The following is a 15,129-nucleotide window of genomic DNA, read 5'->3' on the forward strand; positions in this document are numbered from 1 at the left end:
GGATTAATGCGAATTGGTGAAATTGAACCTAACGGGATCCGGACGCAGTTGCTTCCCGATGTGGTCGATCACCTCTTCAGACAGCGCAAATCCGTGTCCAAAAGTCACGCCTTTTGCGGCGAGCACAGCGCGGGCCCGTAGAACGCAACGAGCCGAGAAGGCGATCGCCCAGGCGGCGGCGGCCACCGTCAGCAGCGCCATCGTGTGCTCCGGTTCGACGGATGCGCAAATGCGTGCGAGCGCGGCGGTGACGATCACGGCAGCCAGCACCCATCCGATCGATGCCGAGAGCAGGATCGCGATGCGGCCGGCGATCCAGGAGGCCGGTCATGGCCAGCATGGCTGCTACCCCCCAAGAGGTATGCTCTTGCGCATATTAATCTCCTGGAAACCTTGTTGGGCGTGGGTACGTCGAGCCTTAGCGTTCCGCGGCCGCGCGCGATTTGCGCCAGGACAAGGTTTCGAAGGAATCTGAAGCCGCATCCACGCGGCGGTCGTCCGCGACCACCGCGCAGTACTTCACCGCAATTGCAACGGCCTGTGGCAGGTTTGGAGCTGATGTCGGGGCGTGGACCGAAGAGCCGCTTTGCCTGCGCTCTAAACCTTTGGTTGTGCTATCGTAATTGCACTCGCAGCCCCGGGTTCCATTCCAGCCTCGAAAGCATCCATGCTCAAACAAAAAAAGAGCGGGATGACGATCCAAAGAAACGTCATCCCGCTCTAACGTATCGGGGTCCTTCGCTACTCGCCGGGCTGCTTGACCTCCGGCGCGGCTAGTGTTGGATCCAGTCCAAGCAGCCGGGCGCGCTCCTTCCGCTCCTCGGTCAGAAGGCCCAGTTCGCGCTCCAGCGAACGGGCTACCTCTTCCTGTGCCGATTTGCGATGTTTGCTGCTTTCGTGAAGTCTTGGAGGTTGGGCAGTCACACAAGGTCCCCGTGTCATCAATCCGTCATTGTGGGTGATGGCATGCACGGTTGCGCGATCCCAATCAATTACTTTTTAGTGGCCAAGTTGGGGCGCCGTCCTAATACCGACAAAGTATTCGTGCAGCGGAGCACGCTTGGAAACGAAGATGCGGTTCGAGCCTGGTCGGCATGCACACGCGCTCTCTCGCCGGATGATATGAATGAAGAGCAGAAGCCCAAACGCTGCGTCCTACATCCTGACCGCCCTGGCGATCGCCGCCGCGATCTGGACGGCGCTGGGTTCGCCGCACGCCGAACGGCCGGTCACGAAGCAATTTGCCCGCAGCAGCGTCGTGCCGTGATCAGATCCGGCTGCCAACGGGATCGATTCGCCGCGCAGGAAAGCGCCACGCAATGACGAAGTGATTGCTGGGGGCGCGACAAATCAACCCGACGGGCAAATCAGGCCAAAAGTCTGTCCATCCCTCTCACTAAAAATATTCCGCTTCCGTCGTCGGGCAAATCAGCACTATGACTCCGCGCGTCTCACGGCGAATGAGGGGCGGGTCGCGATCGTCACGAACGTTGCGGTGGGATGCGGTGGACGCGGATGTTGCGAACGACGAACGCAGCTATCAGCGGACGGCGAAGTCGTGTGGTTCTGGCGCCCCGACGCTGGCGCTAAGTTCGCGGAGATAATCTGCGGGCGACGGTGGCAAGAAAGCCCGGTCACCGGGAAGAGCGCGAAGTAAGCCGTAAACCATCGCGCAGGGAAAGCCGGAGTTGCTTCGGTTGACCTGTGGTCCTACCCCCGTGCTCTTTGTTGCACGGGGCCCACGGGTGCAACCGGCACCCGGCTTTCCCTGCGCCCTCTGTATGAGGAGAGGGCGAAACGAGACGCAAACCTCGGACGCCATGCGCCGCGAGAACGCGGATTCACATCCATCCTTCGCGCCATTTGGGATTGCTTCGCCGCTCTCGCAATGACGGGGATAGAGCGACGTCGTCGGACCTATCTCCTCACCCTGAGGAGACCGCACAGCGGTCGTCTCGAAGGGCGAGGCCACCGGCGGGCCCCATGGTTCGAGACGCGCTACGCGCTCCTCACCTTGAGGGTCTGACACCGAAGCTACGTTGTTTCAGCCTTGCGCCAACATCCTAACCCCCACGGCAATATTGCGCTACGCTGCCTTCGCCAAACCACAACACAAAGCGAAACGCCCGCCATGTCCGTCTTTCCCGCTGCGACCACCGTCCTCGATTCCGTTCTGTTCCGCGACGCCTTCGGCACGTCGGCGATGCGCGAGGTGTTTTCCGACCTGCGCCTGATCGCGCGTTATGCGGAGGTCGAGGTTGCGCTGGCGAAGGCCGAGGCGCGCTGTGGCGTCATCCCGGCGCGGGCTGCGGAAGAGATCGCAACACGCACCAACGTCTCGGCGCTCGATTTCGACCTGTTGCGGCAGGAGACTGACATCGTCGGCTATCCGATCCTGCCGCTGGTGCATCAGCTCGCCAGGCAATGCGGCGAAGCCGGCCGTTACGTGCATTGGGGCGCGACCACGCAGGACATCATGGACACGGCCGTGGTCCTGCAATTGCGCGACGGCCTGAAGATCATCGAAGACGACATTGCCGCCTTGCGCGGCATCCTGGCCGATCTCTCCCGCCGCTATCGCGACACGCCGATGGCGGGCCGCACCCATCTGCAGCAGGCGCTTCCCGTCACCTTCGGCTACAAGGCCGCGATCTGGCTTGCCGCCTTCGACCGCCACGCCGAACGGCTGGCGCAGCTCAAGCCGCGGGTGCTGGTCGGCCAGTTCGCCGGTGCCGCCGGCACGCTCGCCTCGCTCGGCGGCAAGGGCTTCGAGGTGCAACAGGCGCTATGCGAGGAACTCGGCCTCGACGTTCCCGTTGCCACCTGGCATGTCGCGCGCGACGGATTTGCGGAAGCCGTGAACTTCCTGGCGCTCGTCACCGGTTCCCTCGGCAAGATCGCGCTCGACATCATGATCATGGCCTCGACCGAATTCGCCGAAGTCTACGAGCCATTCGTCAAGGGTCGCGGCGCGTCTTCGACCATGCCGCAGAAGCGCAACCCGATCTCCTCGGAGCTGATGCTGGCGGCCGCGAAGGCGGTGCGCCAGCATGCAGGGCTCATGCTGGATGCAATGGTGCAGGATTTCGAGCGCGCCACCGGACCCTGGCATGCCGAATGGATCGCGATCCCCGAGAGTTTCGTACTGACCGCAGGCAGCCTGCACCAGGCGAAATTCGCGCTTGGCGGACTGATTGTCGATGAGAAGAAAATGGCCGACAATCTCGACATCAGCCGTGGGCTCATTGTCGCGGAGGCCGTGATGATGGGGCTCGCGCCGGAGATCGGCCGGCAGGAAGCGCACGACGTCGTCTATGACGCCTGCCGCGTCGCCAACGAAAAGAGCATGACTTTGGCGGACGCGCTCTCGGCTGATCCGCGGGTCTCGAACCGCATCGATCGGGGGACGATCGAGCGGCTCACATTACCGAAAAATTATCTCGGTCTTGCCCCCCAAATGGTGGACCGGGTGCTGTCCTCGGTGAAACGTTGAAGAGCCCGCGTCGCTGGCCTATCTCTACGGTAGCGACCTAATCAAGGACCCAGCATGACCGCATCGCAACGCAACCTTTCCGCCGCAATCGATCCCGACAAGCTCGACCGCCTCGCCGAAGTCGCCATCAGGGTCGGGCTCGGATTGCAGCCGGGACAGGACCTGCTGCTGACCGCGCCGTCGTCGGCGCTGCCGCTGGTGCGCCGGCTGGCGGTGCATGCCTACAAGGCCGGCGCCGGCCTGGTCACGCCGATCCTGTCGGATGAGGAGGTGACGCTGGCGCGCTATCGCCATGGCCATAACCAAAGCTTCGATCGCGCGGCGAACTGGCTCTATGCCGGCATGGCGGAGGCGTTCTCCGCCAACACCGCGCGGCTCGCGGTGGTCGGCGACAACCCGATGCTGCTGTCGGGCGAGGATCCGACCAAGGTCGCGCGCGCCAGCAAGGCCAATTCGGTTGCCTACCAGCCGGCGCTGGAGAAGATCGTCAATTTCGAGGTCAACTGGAACATCATCGCCTATCCGAGCGCGTCATGGGCCAAGCAGGTTTTTCCCGACGATCCGCTGGAGACCGCGGTGGCAAAGCTCGCGGATGCGATCTTTGCGGCTTCCCGTGTCGACCAGGACGGTGCGGTCGCCGCCTGGGAGAAGCATAACGCGGTGCTGCGCGAACGGACACAATGGCTGAACGGCCAGCGCTTCCACGCGCTGCACTATACCGGACCGGGCACCGATCTCACGATCGGGCTCGCCGACGGCCATGAATGGGAAGGCGGCGCCTCGGTCGCCAAGAACGGCATCACCTGCAACGCCAACATCCCCACCGAGGAGGTGTTCACCACCCCGCATTGCCGCCGCGTCAGCGGCCATGTCGTGAGCTCGAAGCCGCTGTCCTACCAGGGCACCTTGATCGACAACATCCAGGTCAAGTTCGAGGAAGGGCGGATCATCGAAGCCAAGGCCTCCTGCGGCGAGGAAGTCTTGAGGAAGGTGCTCGATACCGACGAGGGCGCGCGCCGGCTCGGCGAGGTCGCGCTGGTGCCGCACTCCTCGCCGATCTCCAGGAGCGGCTTGCTGTTCTTCAACACGCTGTTCGACGAGAACGCTGCCTCCCACATCGCGCTCGGCCAGTGCTACTCGAAATGCTTCATCGGCGGCGACAAGCTGACGCCGCAGCAGATCGCGGCGCAAGGCGGCAACCAGAGCCTGATCCATATCGACTGGATGATCGGCTCGGACCAGACCGATATCGACGGCGTCAGGACCGACGGCAGCCGCGTGCCCGTCTTCCGCAAGGGCGAGTGGGCGTAAGGGAGAGGCTGTCAGACGCCGTCGAGCATGATCACGGTCGGTGTCGATGGCAGCGTGTCGCGCGAAATCCGCAAGCTGCGCTCGCTGCGCTGGTCGATCTCGAACTGCTGGCCGATCAGGCGCATGAACTCGTCGAGCGGGGTCGCAAAGCGGTGCATCGGCAGCACGACGGCGGCGCGCAGCCGCTTGGTGATTTCGGAGACGCCGGTGAGCGACATGGTGTAGGTGCCGTCGATCGGCACCATCACGATGTCGAGCCGGCCGATCGCCGCGAAATGGCTCTCGTCGAGCTTGTGGTGCAAATGGCCGAGATGGCCGATGCAGAGGCCGGCGACCTCGAAGATGAAGATCGAATTGCCGTCCTTGATCATCTCGCCCGCGGAATCGTCGCCGTAGTAGCGGCGGATGTCGGTGGTGACGTTGCGGACGAAGACGTCGCCGATCCGCGTGGCGTGATGGGCGGGCTGTCCGTTCTCGCCCCAGCCATGCAGCACATGCGGAATCTTCGGGTCGGGAAACAGCGTGTAATGCGTGCTGTGCGCCCGGTTCATGGTAACGACATCGGGCAGGCGGCCGGTGCGGTAGACGCCGTTGTAGTCGGTCGCGATCCGGATGCCGCCGGGGGTATCGATGTAATAGGTGGAGTGCCCGGCATAGGTGATCGCGACCTCGTCGGCCTTGGCGACGCGCCGCAGGCTGACCGGCGTGGCGCGCGGCGGCGCGCCTGCCATCGCCAGGCATTCGCTGCGCTGGGCATCCTGCCCATGGGCCGCGATGCTGAGGAAGCCGAGCAGGGCAAAGGCGGCGAGGATCGATCGCAACATGGGCAAGGTCCGTCAGCGGTGACGTCCTTGCCACTCTACCGTCTAATCCGGCGGCCGTCAGTAGATCAGTCCCGCCGCGGGCTGATCTTCCAGGTTATGGCCAGGACCGCCAGCGTCATGGCGGTGGTCATGACAGCCGCGACCGGCATCGCCAGCGCGAGCACAGATGTGGCCGCCCAGCCGATCGAGCAGAAGGCTTCCGCGAAGGTGGCGACGCGCGAGGAGGTCTGGCGGCGGCGGAACTGGCTGCGCCTGGCCTGCACGCGGAACCAGAGCTGGATCGCCGCGGCCGAGATCGTGGCGATGGTCACGCCGATCGCCGTGACGACCGCCTGCAGCGCCGAGGCGAAGGCCAGCGCGATGACGAATGGCGCGACCACCAGCGCGAACGAAAGCAGCACCACCTCGATCTTGGCGCGGATCACCTGGGACGGCGAAAGCGGCGCCGTGGCGACCAGGTCGGCGGCGTCCTCGCCCGATATCGTCAGCCAGGCGAGGCCGCCGGCGAGTTGGCCCGCTGCCATCACGATCACAGGCGTGATCAGCATCAGGCCTGTGGAGCCATCGGAAAAGCTCCGCCACAGCATCAACGCCGGCGGCACGAGGTAGAGCAATTGCATCAGGCTTTGCGACAAGAGCCAGGGATCACGCCGCAGCAGCACGAACTCTTTCCAGCGCAACGCCTGCTGGCGCGAGCCGCGCTGGAATGTCCGCACCCTGGCCTTTCGGCCGGCCATCGCCGGGTTCGCCGAGATGCTGATGATGGTGTCGGCGAAGCGCGGCGAGAACACCGCGATCACGACGCCGAGCAGGGCAAGGCTGAAGGCGAGCAGGAGCAGCAGCGCCTCGGTGTCGCCGAGCACGGCGCGGGCCGGCCACCACAGCATGCTGCCGGTGTCAGGCACGAAGTCCGCCGCGGTATCGGAGGTCAGCACGGCGAAGCGCGAGAGGGTGCCGTAAGAGAGGATCGCGACGATCTGCAGCGCGATGACGAAGCCGGCGCCGATGATCGCGGCCAGCACTTGTGCCACCAGGCGGGTGCGGCGCGGGCCGATCAGGCGGAACAGCGCCACCGTGAGGGCGGTTGCGACCGCCGCCGCCGAAAGGCCGATCGCGACGACGACGCCGAAGGCGGCAAGCCAGCGTGGTCCGCCGCCGATCACGAGCACGTCGACGAAGGGCGTCGAGAACAACAGCGCCATGCCGGTGACCTGCAAGGCGATCGCGGCAATGCGGACCGAGAAGATGTTGGTCAGCTTGATCGGGGACGACATGATCAGATCAAGGTCGGCACGGGCGTAAAACACCCGCGTCACGGACTCAACCGCCTGCGAGAGGATGAGCGCCCAGGCGAGGAAGATCGTCGACGACATCACGATCAGCGCCGACTTGTCGAGCGGCAGCGTCAGGCCCGCAAAACGGCCGACGACTGCATAGGCCGGCAGATGCAGGATGGCAGCGAAAATGAGCAGGCCGATCACCGCGCGCTTCGGCCGGCGCCGGCCGCCAGTCATCATGGCGAGCCACTCGCGCCAGGCCAGCCGGATCTCGTGCCGGGCGAACCAGGTGAGGTCGGTGGCCGAACTCATGCGGCCGCCGCTTCAGTCTCGACGAGGGCGATGAAGACGTCTTCGAGGCTGGTGTCGCCCCGGCCATTCTGCTGGCGCAGTTCCGTCAGCGTGCCCTCGGCCATGAGCCTGCCCTTGGCGATGACGCCGATGCGGTCGGCCATGCGCTCGGCGACTTCAAGGATGTGCGTGGTCATGATCACGGTTGATCCCGCCCGTACGCGCTCCTGCAATAGCCCCTTGACGTGGCGGGCGGAGAGCGCGTCGAGGCCGGTCAGGGGTTCGTCGAGGATGATCAGGCGGGGATCGTGGACCAGCGCGCCGGCCAGCGCCACCTTCTGGCGCATGCCCTTGGAAAATCCCTCGCAGCGCTCGCGCAGATGCGGCTCGAGCCCGAGCGAGACCAGGAGATCCTGGGCTGACCGTTCGGAAAGGCGGGGATCGGTGCCCCAGAGGCCGGAGACGAATTCGAGATATTCAAGGGGAGTGAGCTTGTCGTAGATCATCGGTTCATCCGACACCCAGGCCATGATCTGCTTGGCGGCGATCGGATCGGACAGCGCATCGATGCCGAAGATCGATACCGAGCCGGCGTCGGGCTTGAGCAGGCCGGCGACCATCCGCAGCGTCGTGGTCTTGCCGGCGCCGTTTGGCCCGAGCAGCGCGTAGAACTCGCCAGGGCGCACGGTGAGATCGAGCGCGTCGACCGCCGGCCGGTCAAAACGCTTGGTTAACCCTCGCACTTCGAGTGCTGGCGGATCTGATGGCATGATGTGGGGACGGTCCGGAGTTGATTTCTGGTTACGGACCATGAGGCGAAAGGCGTTTAGGCGCGGTGAATCGAAGGCCGCAAATCGCCGGCAATGCCGGAGAACTACGGGCTGCGGCATCTCTGCGCCATTATGCCAGGCGAGGGCTGCAGCGCTTTGTTGACAGCGCTTCCCGCTTTGCGCTCAAATCGCCGCCGGACATAGGCAGCTTCCAGCGCTCCCGAACAGAGGAGGGCGGAAGCGGGATGCAACGAGCGATCGACAAGAATTGCCGTGCATCGGGGAGGGAAAGTGATGCTGGACTTTGTTCAGCAGCTCGTCAGCGGCATTGCGCTTGGCTGCGTCTACGGCCTGATCGCGCTCGGCTTCGTGCTTGTTTACAAGGCAACCGAGGTCGTCAATTTCGCCCAGGGCGATCTGATGATGCTGGGCGGCTTCTTCGCCTTCACGTTCATCGGCATGCTCGGCCTCAATTACTGGCTCGGCTTTGCCGGCGCGGTGGCGGCGATGGCGCTGTTCGGCATGCTGGCGGAGCGGGTGGTGGTGCGGCCGATCCTCGGCTACCCGCAGTTCTCCATCATCATGGCGACAATCGGCCTCGGCTATTTCCTGCGCTCCGTCGCCGGCATCATCTGGGGCACCGACGATTTCAAGATCGAGACGCCGTTCAGCCAGGGCGTCCTGCGCATCGGCAGCCTGGTGCTCGCCTACGACAAGCTGTCGGTGATCGCGGCGACCATCATCCTGTGCGCGCTGCTCTATCTGTTCTTCAACCGCACCACGCTCGGCACCGCGATGCGGGCGAGTTCGGAGAACATGCTGGCCGCCTATTACATGGGCATCCCGGTCAAGCGCGTGGTCTCGATCGTCTGGGCGATCTCGGCGGCGGTCGCCACCTGCGCCGGCGTGCTGCTGGCGCCGATCACCTTCATCCATTCCAATGTCGGCCTTGTGCTGGGACTGAAGGCATTCCCGGCCGCCGTCCTCGGCGGCTTCGGGTCGATCCCTGGCGCTGTGGTCGGCGGCGTGCTGATCGGGGTGATCGAGAGCATGGCGGGCTTCTACCTGCCGCAGGGGTGGAAGGACGTCGCACCCTACATCGTGCTGCTCGCGGTGCTGCTGCTGAAGCCCGAAGGCCTGTTCGGTCTTCACGTGCGCAAGAAGGTTTGAGCAGCATGCGCTTCCTGTTCAAGACCGACTACGAAGACGACATCAAGCTGTTCCCGCATTCGGGTTATGTCTTCTCCTATGGCTTGCTGCTGGCATTGCTCCTGATCGCGCCCCACGTGCTCTCGAGCTATCTGATGAGCCAGCTCGTCTTCGTCTGCATCTATGCGATCGTTGGCGTCGGGCTCTTGATCCTCACCGGATTCACCGGGCAGGCGTCGCTCGGACACGCGGCGTTTCTCGCGATCGGCGCCTATACCGCAGCCTATCTGCAGCAGTTCAACGTACCCTTTCCGGTCTATTTCCTCGCCGCAGGGGTATTGACCGGCGTGGTCGGCGCACTTGTCGGATTTCCGGCGCTGCGACTGCAGGGCATCTATCTCGTTATCGCCACCATCTCGTTCGCCTTCATCGTCGAGGAAATCCTGGCGCGCTGGGAGAGTGTGACCCATGGCAATGAGGGCATGCGGGTCAAGACGCTCTATTTCCTCGGCACCGCGGTGCCGCGGGATGGACCGACCTTTTACTATCTATGTCTCGCGGTGCTGGTGCTGACCATCGTCGGCTCGCTGAACCTGCTGCGCTCGCCGACCGGCCGCGCCTTCGTCGCGATCCGCGACAGCGAGACCGCGGCCCGCAGCATGGGCATCAACGTCTCGCTCTACAAGGTGAAGTCGTTTGCGATCAGCGCCGCCATCACCGGCCTCGCCGGCGTGCTGTTCGCGCACAAGCTCTCCTTCATCAGCCCGGAAATGTTCACGCTGCAGCTCTCGATCGAGTTCATCATCGTGATCCTGATCGGCGGCACGTTCAGCCTGCATGGTGCGGTGCTGGGGGCGATCTTCCTTGTCATGATCGATCCATTCCTGACCTACCTGAAAGACGACATGCCCGGCGTGATCGCAGGCGCCGCCGCGACGCTTGGTGCCGGCGCCGAGCGCGCCGCACGTATCCAGGACGCGGTTGCAGCCTTTGCCTCGGCCAACGGCCTGAAGGGCGCGATCTACGGCATCATCATCGTGCTGTTCGTGCTGTTCGAGCCGCTCGGCCTTTATGGCCGCTGGCTGAAGATCAAGCTCTTCTTCCAGCTATTCCCGCTCTACAAGCGCGCCACCTTCAAGCGGCAGAAGATCTATGTGAAGTCGGAGCGGAATCGATGAGCTATTTCCGCGCCGAAAATCTCTCGCTTCACTTCGGCGGCCTCAAGGCCGTCGATGCGGTGAGCTTCGCGGTCGAGAAGGGCGAGATCCTCTCGATCATCGGGCCGAACGGCGCAGGCAAAAGCTCGATCTTCAACCTGATCTCGCGCATCTATCCGCCGACCTCGGGAAAGATCTTCTTCGAGGATCAGGACATCACCGAGCAGCCGGCCTACGATATCGCCAAGCTCGGCATTGCCCGCACCTTTCAGAACATCGAACTGTTCGAGAATGCGACCGTGCTTTCCAATCTGCTGGTCGGCCGCCATCGCCATTCCACCACGCAGCTCTGGCAGGAATTATTGTTCCTGCCGAGTGTGCGCGCCACCGAGAAGGTGCATCGCCGCCGCGTCGAGCAGGTGATCGAGTTCCTCGATCTCGAACCTTACCGCGACAAGCTGATCTCCGGCCTTCCTTACGGCGTGCGCAAGGTGATCGAGCTGGCCCGCGCGCTGTGCTCGGAGCCGAAGCTGATCCTGCTGGACGAGCCGTCGTCGGGGCTGAATGTGGAAGAAACCGACGACATGTCGTTCTGGATCCGCGACATGAGGTCCGAGCTCGGCATCACCGTCCTGATGGTCGAGCACGACATGACGCTGGTGAACCGCGTCTCCGACCGCGTCATCGCGCTGAACTACGGCCGAGTGCTGGCGATGGGCTCGCCTGCGGACGTGCAGCAGCATCCCGACGTCGTCGCGGCCTATCTCGGAGCTTGATGCCATGATTGCCGCGGTCATGCCCGAGACCATCCTGAAGCTCAGCAATATCGAGAGCTATTACGGGCCGATCATGGCCATCCGCGGCATCAGCCTGGAGGTGCCGCGCGGCAGGATCGTCACGCTGCTGGGCGCCAACGGCGCCGGCAAGACCACGGTGTTGAAGACGATTTCCGGCATCCTCGATCCGCAAAAGGGCTCGATCGAGTTTCTTGGCAAACCGATCCAGCGCATGGAAGCCGACAAGATCGTGCGGCTCGGTCTGAGTCATGTGCCGGAAGGGCGGGAGGTGTTTCCGTTCCTGTCGGTGCGCGAGAACCTGATGATGGGCGCCTATCCGCGCAGCGACCGCGACGGCGTCGCCGAGGATCTTGACCGCGTCTATGGCTATTTCCCGCGGCTGAAGGAGCGGATCGACCAGCCGGCCGGCCAGCTCTCCGGCGGCGAGCAGCAGATGCTCGCGATCGGGCGGGCGCTGATGAACCGGCCGACGCTGCTGCTGCTGGACGAGCCGTCGCTGGGGCTGTCGCCGATCCTGGTGAAGGAGATCTTCACCATCATCCGCCGGGTCAATGAAGAGCAGGGCATGTCGATCCTCCTGGTCGAGCAGAACGCCAAGGTTGCGCTGGAGACCGCGCATTACGGCTATGTGCTGGAGATCGGCCGTATCGTGATGAACGACACCTGCGAGCGGCTGATGCATTCAAAGGATATCCAGGAGTTCTATCTCGGCGCCAAGGAGGCGGGTGCGCGGGGGGAGCGGCGCTGGAAAAAGAAGAAAACATGGCGTTGAGAGGGACTTGACGATAGATTGAAGGCCTGTCGCGGAAAGATCGGCGCAAAAGCCGGCGGTCGCGACGGGCGAGGAGAGGAGGGAACGGGCATGGCCGGAGCGGCGGTGCTGACGGTCGCCGACACGATCGCGAGGAGTTTTCTTCTGGCGGTGGAGACGCGCGGCGACAGGCCCGCGATCCGCGAGAAGAAGTTCGGCATCTGGCAGCCGACGAGCTGGCGCGAGTGGCTGCAGATCTCCAGGGATATCGCCTACGGCCTGCATGCCATCGGCTTCCGTCCTGGCGATGTCGCCTCCATCATCGCCAACGCGGTGCCGGAATGGGTCTATGCCGATATGGGCATTCTCTGCGCCGGCGGCGTCTCGTCCGGCATCTACCCGACGGACTCGTGGGTCCAGGTCGAATATCTCATCAACGATTCGCGCACCCGCGTGGTCTTCGCGGAAGACGAGGAGCAGCTCGACAAGCTGCTCACCTGCCGCTCGCGCTGCCCGACGCTGGAGCGGATCGTCGTGTTCGACATGGAGGGTCTGAGCGGCTTCTCCGATCCCATGGTGATGTCGCTTGCCGAATTCACCGCGCTCGGCCGCAATCATGCCCAGGGCAGAGAGGCGCTGTGGGACCAGATGATCGGAAGCCGGACGAGCTCCGATCTTGCGATCCTCGTCTACACCTCGGGCACCACAGGTCCGCCGAAGGGCGCGATGCACGCCAACCGCAGCGTGACGCACCAGATGCGCCACGCCAACGACCTGTTCCCGTCGACCGATCACGAGGAGCGGCTGGTGTTCCTGCCGCTCTGCCATGTCGCCGAGCGCGTCGGCGGTTATTACATCTCGGTCGCGCTGGGATCGGTGATGAATTTCGCCGAAAGCCCTGAGACCGTGCCGGACAATCTGCGCGAGGTGCAGCCGACCGCCTTCCTCGCCGTGCCCAGAGTCTGGGAGAAATTCTATTCCGGCATCACCATTGCGCTGAAGGATGCGACCCCGCTCCAGAACTGGGTTTATCGCCGCGCGATGGCGATCGGCTATCGCATCACCGACTGCCGGCTGGAAGGCGAGCAGCCGGCGCTGCCGCTGCGCTTTGCCAACCGGCTGGCCTATTGGCTGGTGTTCCGCAACATCCGCCGCATGCTCGGGCTCGACCGCTGCCGGATCGCGTTCACCGGCGCCGCGCCGATCGCGCCCGACCTGATCCGCTGGTACCTCGCGCTCGGCATCGACATGCGCGAGGTCTATGGCCAGACCGAGAATTGCGGCGTCGCCACCATCATGCCGACCGAACGCATCAAGCTCGGCTCGGTCGGCAAGGCCGCGCCCTGGGGCGAGGTGATGATCTGCCCGAGGGGCGAGATCCTCATCCGCGGCGACTTCCTGTTCATGGGTTATCTGAACCAGCCGGAGAGGACTGCCGAGACCATCGACGCCAGGGGCTGGCTGCATACCGGTGATGTCGGCGCGATCGACAACGAGGGCTACGTCAAGATCACGGACCGGATGAAGGACATCATCATCACATCAGGCGGCAAGAACATCACGCCGTCGGAGATCGAGAACCAGCTCAAATTCTCCCCCTATGTTTCGGACGCGGTGGTGATCGGCGACAAGCGGCCTTACCTCACCTGTCTCGTGATGATCGACCAGGAGAATGTCGAGAAATACGCCCAGGACCACGACATCCCCTTCACCAACTACGCAAGCCTGTGCCGCGCGGCGGAGATCCAGGATCTGATCCACCGCGAGATCGAGGCGGTGAACGCCAATTTCGCCCGCGTCGAGACCATCAAGAAATTCTATCTGATCGAGCGCCAGCTCACGCCGGAGGACGAGGAATTGACGCCGACCATGAAGCTGAAGCGCAGCTTCGTGAACAAGCGTTACGCGGCCGAGATCGAGGCGATGTACGGCGAGCGCGCGGTCGCCTAGGCGCGACGGTTTTCTCCGTCTCGCCGTCCTTGCGAGGAGAGGTGCGCAGACGAGGTCAAGAGAAAGGCGAAGGAGCCCAGACAGGCCCGATCCTTCGCTCGATATGGGCCATGGAGAGGAGGATCATTATGTCGAAAGCGTTCAGGGCATTGGGCCTTGCGGTGGGTGCGCTGGCGCTGACCCACCTGCCGGCGTCAGCGCAAACCAAGGTCACCAACGAAGGCATCTCGGCGAACGAGATCGTCATCGGCACCCATCAGGATTTGTCCGGGCCGATCAAGGTCTGGGGCGTGCCGGTTTCCAACGGCATGAAGATGGCGGTGGAGGAGATCAACGCCGCCGGCGGCATCACCGGCCGCAAGATCAAGATGATCCTGGAGGACAGCGGTTACGATCCGAAGAAGGCGGTGCTGGCTTCGCAGAAGATGGTCGAACGCGACAAGATCTTCGCGATGATCGGCCCGATGGGGTCGCCGACCGTGCTGGCCGCGCAGGACGTGCTGTTCGATGCCGGCGTGCTCCAGCTCTTCCCGCTGACGGCGGCCGAATTCACCTTCAAGTTCGATCCGAACAAGCCGCAGGAGCGGCTCAAGTTCAACAACCTGCTGCCCTATGTCGAGAGCACGCGCGCCGCGCTCAAATACATGGTGGAGCAGAAGAACCCGAAGAAGCCCTGCATCATGTATCAGGATGACGAGTACGGCAAAAACGTGCTCGACGGCTTCACCCAGCAGGTCGCGGCGATGAAGCTGCAGCCGGCCTCGATCACCAGCTACAAGCGCGGCGCCTCCGACTTCAGCGCCCAGGTCGCCAAGATGAAGTCCGATGGCTGCGACCTCGTCGTGCTCGGCACCGTGATCCGCGAGACCATCGGCGCGATGAGCGAAGCCAAGAAGCTCGGCTGGGACGTGACCTTCCTCGGCTCGACGCCGACCAACGTGCTCGAAGTGCCGGCGCTCGGCAAGGAAGCGGTGGAGGGCCTCTATGCGGCGTCAGGCTTCGAGATTCCCTATGAGGACACCGCCAAGGGCAAGGTGAAGGATTGGCTCCTCAACTACAAGAAGATGTTCGGCACCGACGCCAATACGCAGGCGATGATCGGCTACAACGCGGTGACGACGTTTGCCTTCTACGCGCAGAAGGCCGGCAAGGATCTGACCGGCCAGAAGATGCTGGATTCGCTTGAGTCGGGCGAAAAATTCCTCGACATTTTCAATTCGCCGCCGACCAAGTTCTCCAAGACTGACCACCTCGCCAACACCATCACCCAGGTGCAGCAGATCAAGAACGGCCGTTGGGTGCTGATGAAGGACAGCCTGTCGTTCTGAGAGAGCATACACGCGCCGTCATTGCGAGCGA

General features: G+C 63.7%; 13 protein-coding genes. 9 read left to right on the forward strand and 4 right to left on the reverse strand.

What is annotated here, in order from left to right; genetic code table 11:
* Positions 1 to 3 precede the first annotated feature (3 nt).
* Complete coding sequence (locus I6F35_RS00995) at positions 4 to 270, reverse strand: hypothetical protein (RefSeq protein WP_225115764.1); 267 nt, start codon at positions 268 to 270, stop codon at positions 4 to 6.
* Positions 271 to 1,126: 856 nt separating this feature from the next.
* On the opposite strand from I6F35_RS00995, the gene I6F35_RS01000 reads away from it, so the two are divergent.
* From I6F35_RS01000 to I6F35_RS01010, 3 genes are all read left to right on the forward strand, one after another.
* Positions 1,127 to 1,267 (forward strand): hypothetical protein, encoded by a 141-nt coding sequence (locus I6F35_RS01000; protein WP_225115765.1) that lies wholly within the window; start codon positions 1,127 to 1,129, stop codon positions 1,265 to 1,267.
* Between the two features lie 864 nt (positions 1,268 to 2,131).
* On the forward strand, positions 2,132 to 3,493 hold the full coding sequence (locus tag I6F35_RS01005) for an adenylosuccinate lyase family protein (protein WP_225115766.1): 1,362 nt from the start codon (positions 2,132 to 2,134) through the stop codon (positions 3,491 to 3,493).
* Positions 3,494 to 3,547: 54 nt separating this feature from the next.
* Complete coding sequence (locus tag I6F35_RS01010) at positions 3,548 to 4,804, forward strand: aminopeptidase (protein ID WP_225115767.1); 1,257 nt, start codon at positions 3,548 to 3,550, stop codon at positions 4,802 to 4,804.
* Between the two features lie 11 nt (positions 4,805 to 4,815).
* Here the strand turns inward: I6F35_RS01010 and I6F35_RS01015 are convergent, their stop codons facing one another.
* The 3 genes from I6F35_RS01015 to I6F35_RS01025 form a co-directional block, all read right to left on the reverse strand.
* Positions 4,816 to 5,628: an MBL fold metallo-hydrolase gene (locus I6F35_RS01015; RefSeq protein WP_225115768.1), complete on the reverse strand. Its 813-nt coding sequence runs from the start codon at positions 5,626 to 5,628 to the stop codon at positions 4,816 to 4,818.
* A 65-nt stretch (positions 5,629 to 5,693) separates the two neighbouring features.
* Positions 5,694 to 7,217: a permease gene (locus I6F35_RS01020; RefSeq protein ID WP_225115769.1), complete on the reverse strand. Its 1,524-nt coding sequence runs from the start codon at positions 7,215 to 7,217 to the stop codon at positions 5,694 to 5,696.
* Positions 7,214 to 7,966 (reverse strand): ABC transporter ATP-binding protein, encoded by a 753-nt coding sequence (locus I6F35_RS01025; protein ID WP_225115770.1) that lies wholly within the window; start codon positions 7,964 to 7,966, stop codon positions 7,214 to 7,216. The genes I6F35_RS01020 and I6F35_RS01025 overlap by 4 nt, the downstream gene beginning before the upstream one ends.
* Before the next feature lie 294 nt (positions 7,967 to 8,260).
* On the opposite strand from I6F35_RS01025, the gene I6F35_RS01030 reads away from it, so the two are divergent.
* From I6F35_RS01030 to I6F35_RS01055, 6 genes are all read left to right on the forward strand, one after another.
* On the forward strand, positions 8,261 to 9,136 hold the full coding sequence (locus I6F35_RS01030; RefSeq protein ID WP_225115771.1) for a branched-chain amino acid ABC transporter permease: 876 nt from the start codon (positions 8,261 to 8,263) through the stop codon (positions 9,134 to 9,136).
* Positions 9,137 to 9,141: 5 nt separating this feature from the next.
* A complete protein-coding gene (locus tag I6F35_RS01035; protein WP_225115772.1) occupies positions 9,142 to 10,293 on the forward strand; it encodes a branched-chain amino acid ABC transporter permease in 1,152 nt (383 codons plus the stop codon).
* Positions 10,290 to 11,048 (forward strand): ABC transporter ATP-binding protein, encoded by a 759-nt coding sequence (locus tag I6F35_RS01040; RefSeq protein WP_225115773.1) that lies wholly within the window; start codon positions 10,290 to 10,292, stop codon positions 11,046 to 11,048. The genes I6F35_RS01035 and I6F35_RS01040 overlap by 4 nt, the downstream gene beginning before the upstream one ends.
* A 4-nt stretch (positions 11,049 to 11,052) precedes the next feature.
* Positions 11,053 to 11,841, forward strand: a complete 789-nt coding sequence (locus I6F35_RS01045) for an ABC transporter ATP-binding protein (protein WP_225115774.1) — start codon at positions 11,053 to 11,055, stop codon at positions 11,839 to 11,841.
* Positions 11,842 to 11,931: 90 nt separating this feature from the next.
* Positions 11,932 to 13,770, forward strand: a complete 1,839-nt coding sequence (locus I6F35_RS01050; RefSeq protein ID WP_225115775.1) for an AMP-dependent synthetase/ligase — start codon at positions 11,932 to 11,934, stop codon at positions 13,768 to 13,770.
* 128 nt (positions 13,771 to 13,898) lie between these two features.
* Positions 13,899 to 15,098, forward strand: a complete 1,200-nt coding sequence (locus I6F35_RS01055) for an ABC transporter substrate-binding protein (protein ID WP_225115776.1) — start codon at positions 13,899 to 13,901, stop codon at positions 15,096 to 15,098.
* Positions 15,099 to 15,129: the final 31 nt, after the last annotated feature.

Origin of the sequence: Bradyrhizobium sp. BRP22, from assembly GCF_020194175.1 — a bacterium.
In the GTDB taxonomy this organism is placed as follows: domain Bacteria; phylum Pseudomonadota; class Alphaproteobacteria; order Rhizobiales; family Xanthobacteraceae; genus Bradyrhizobium.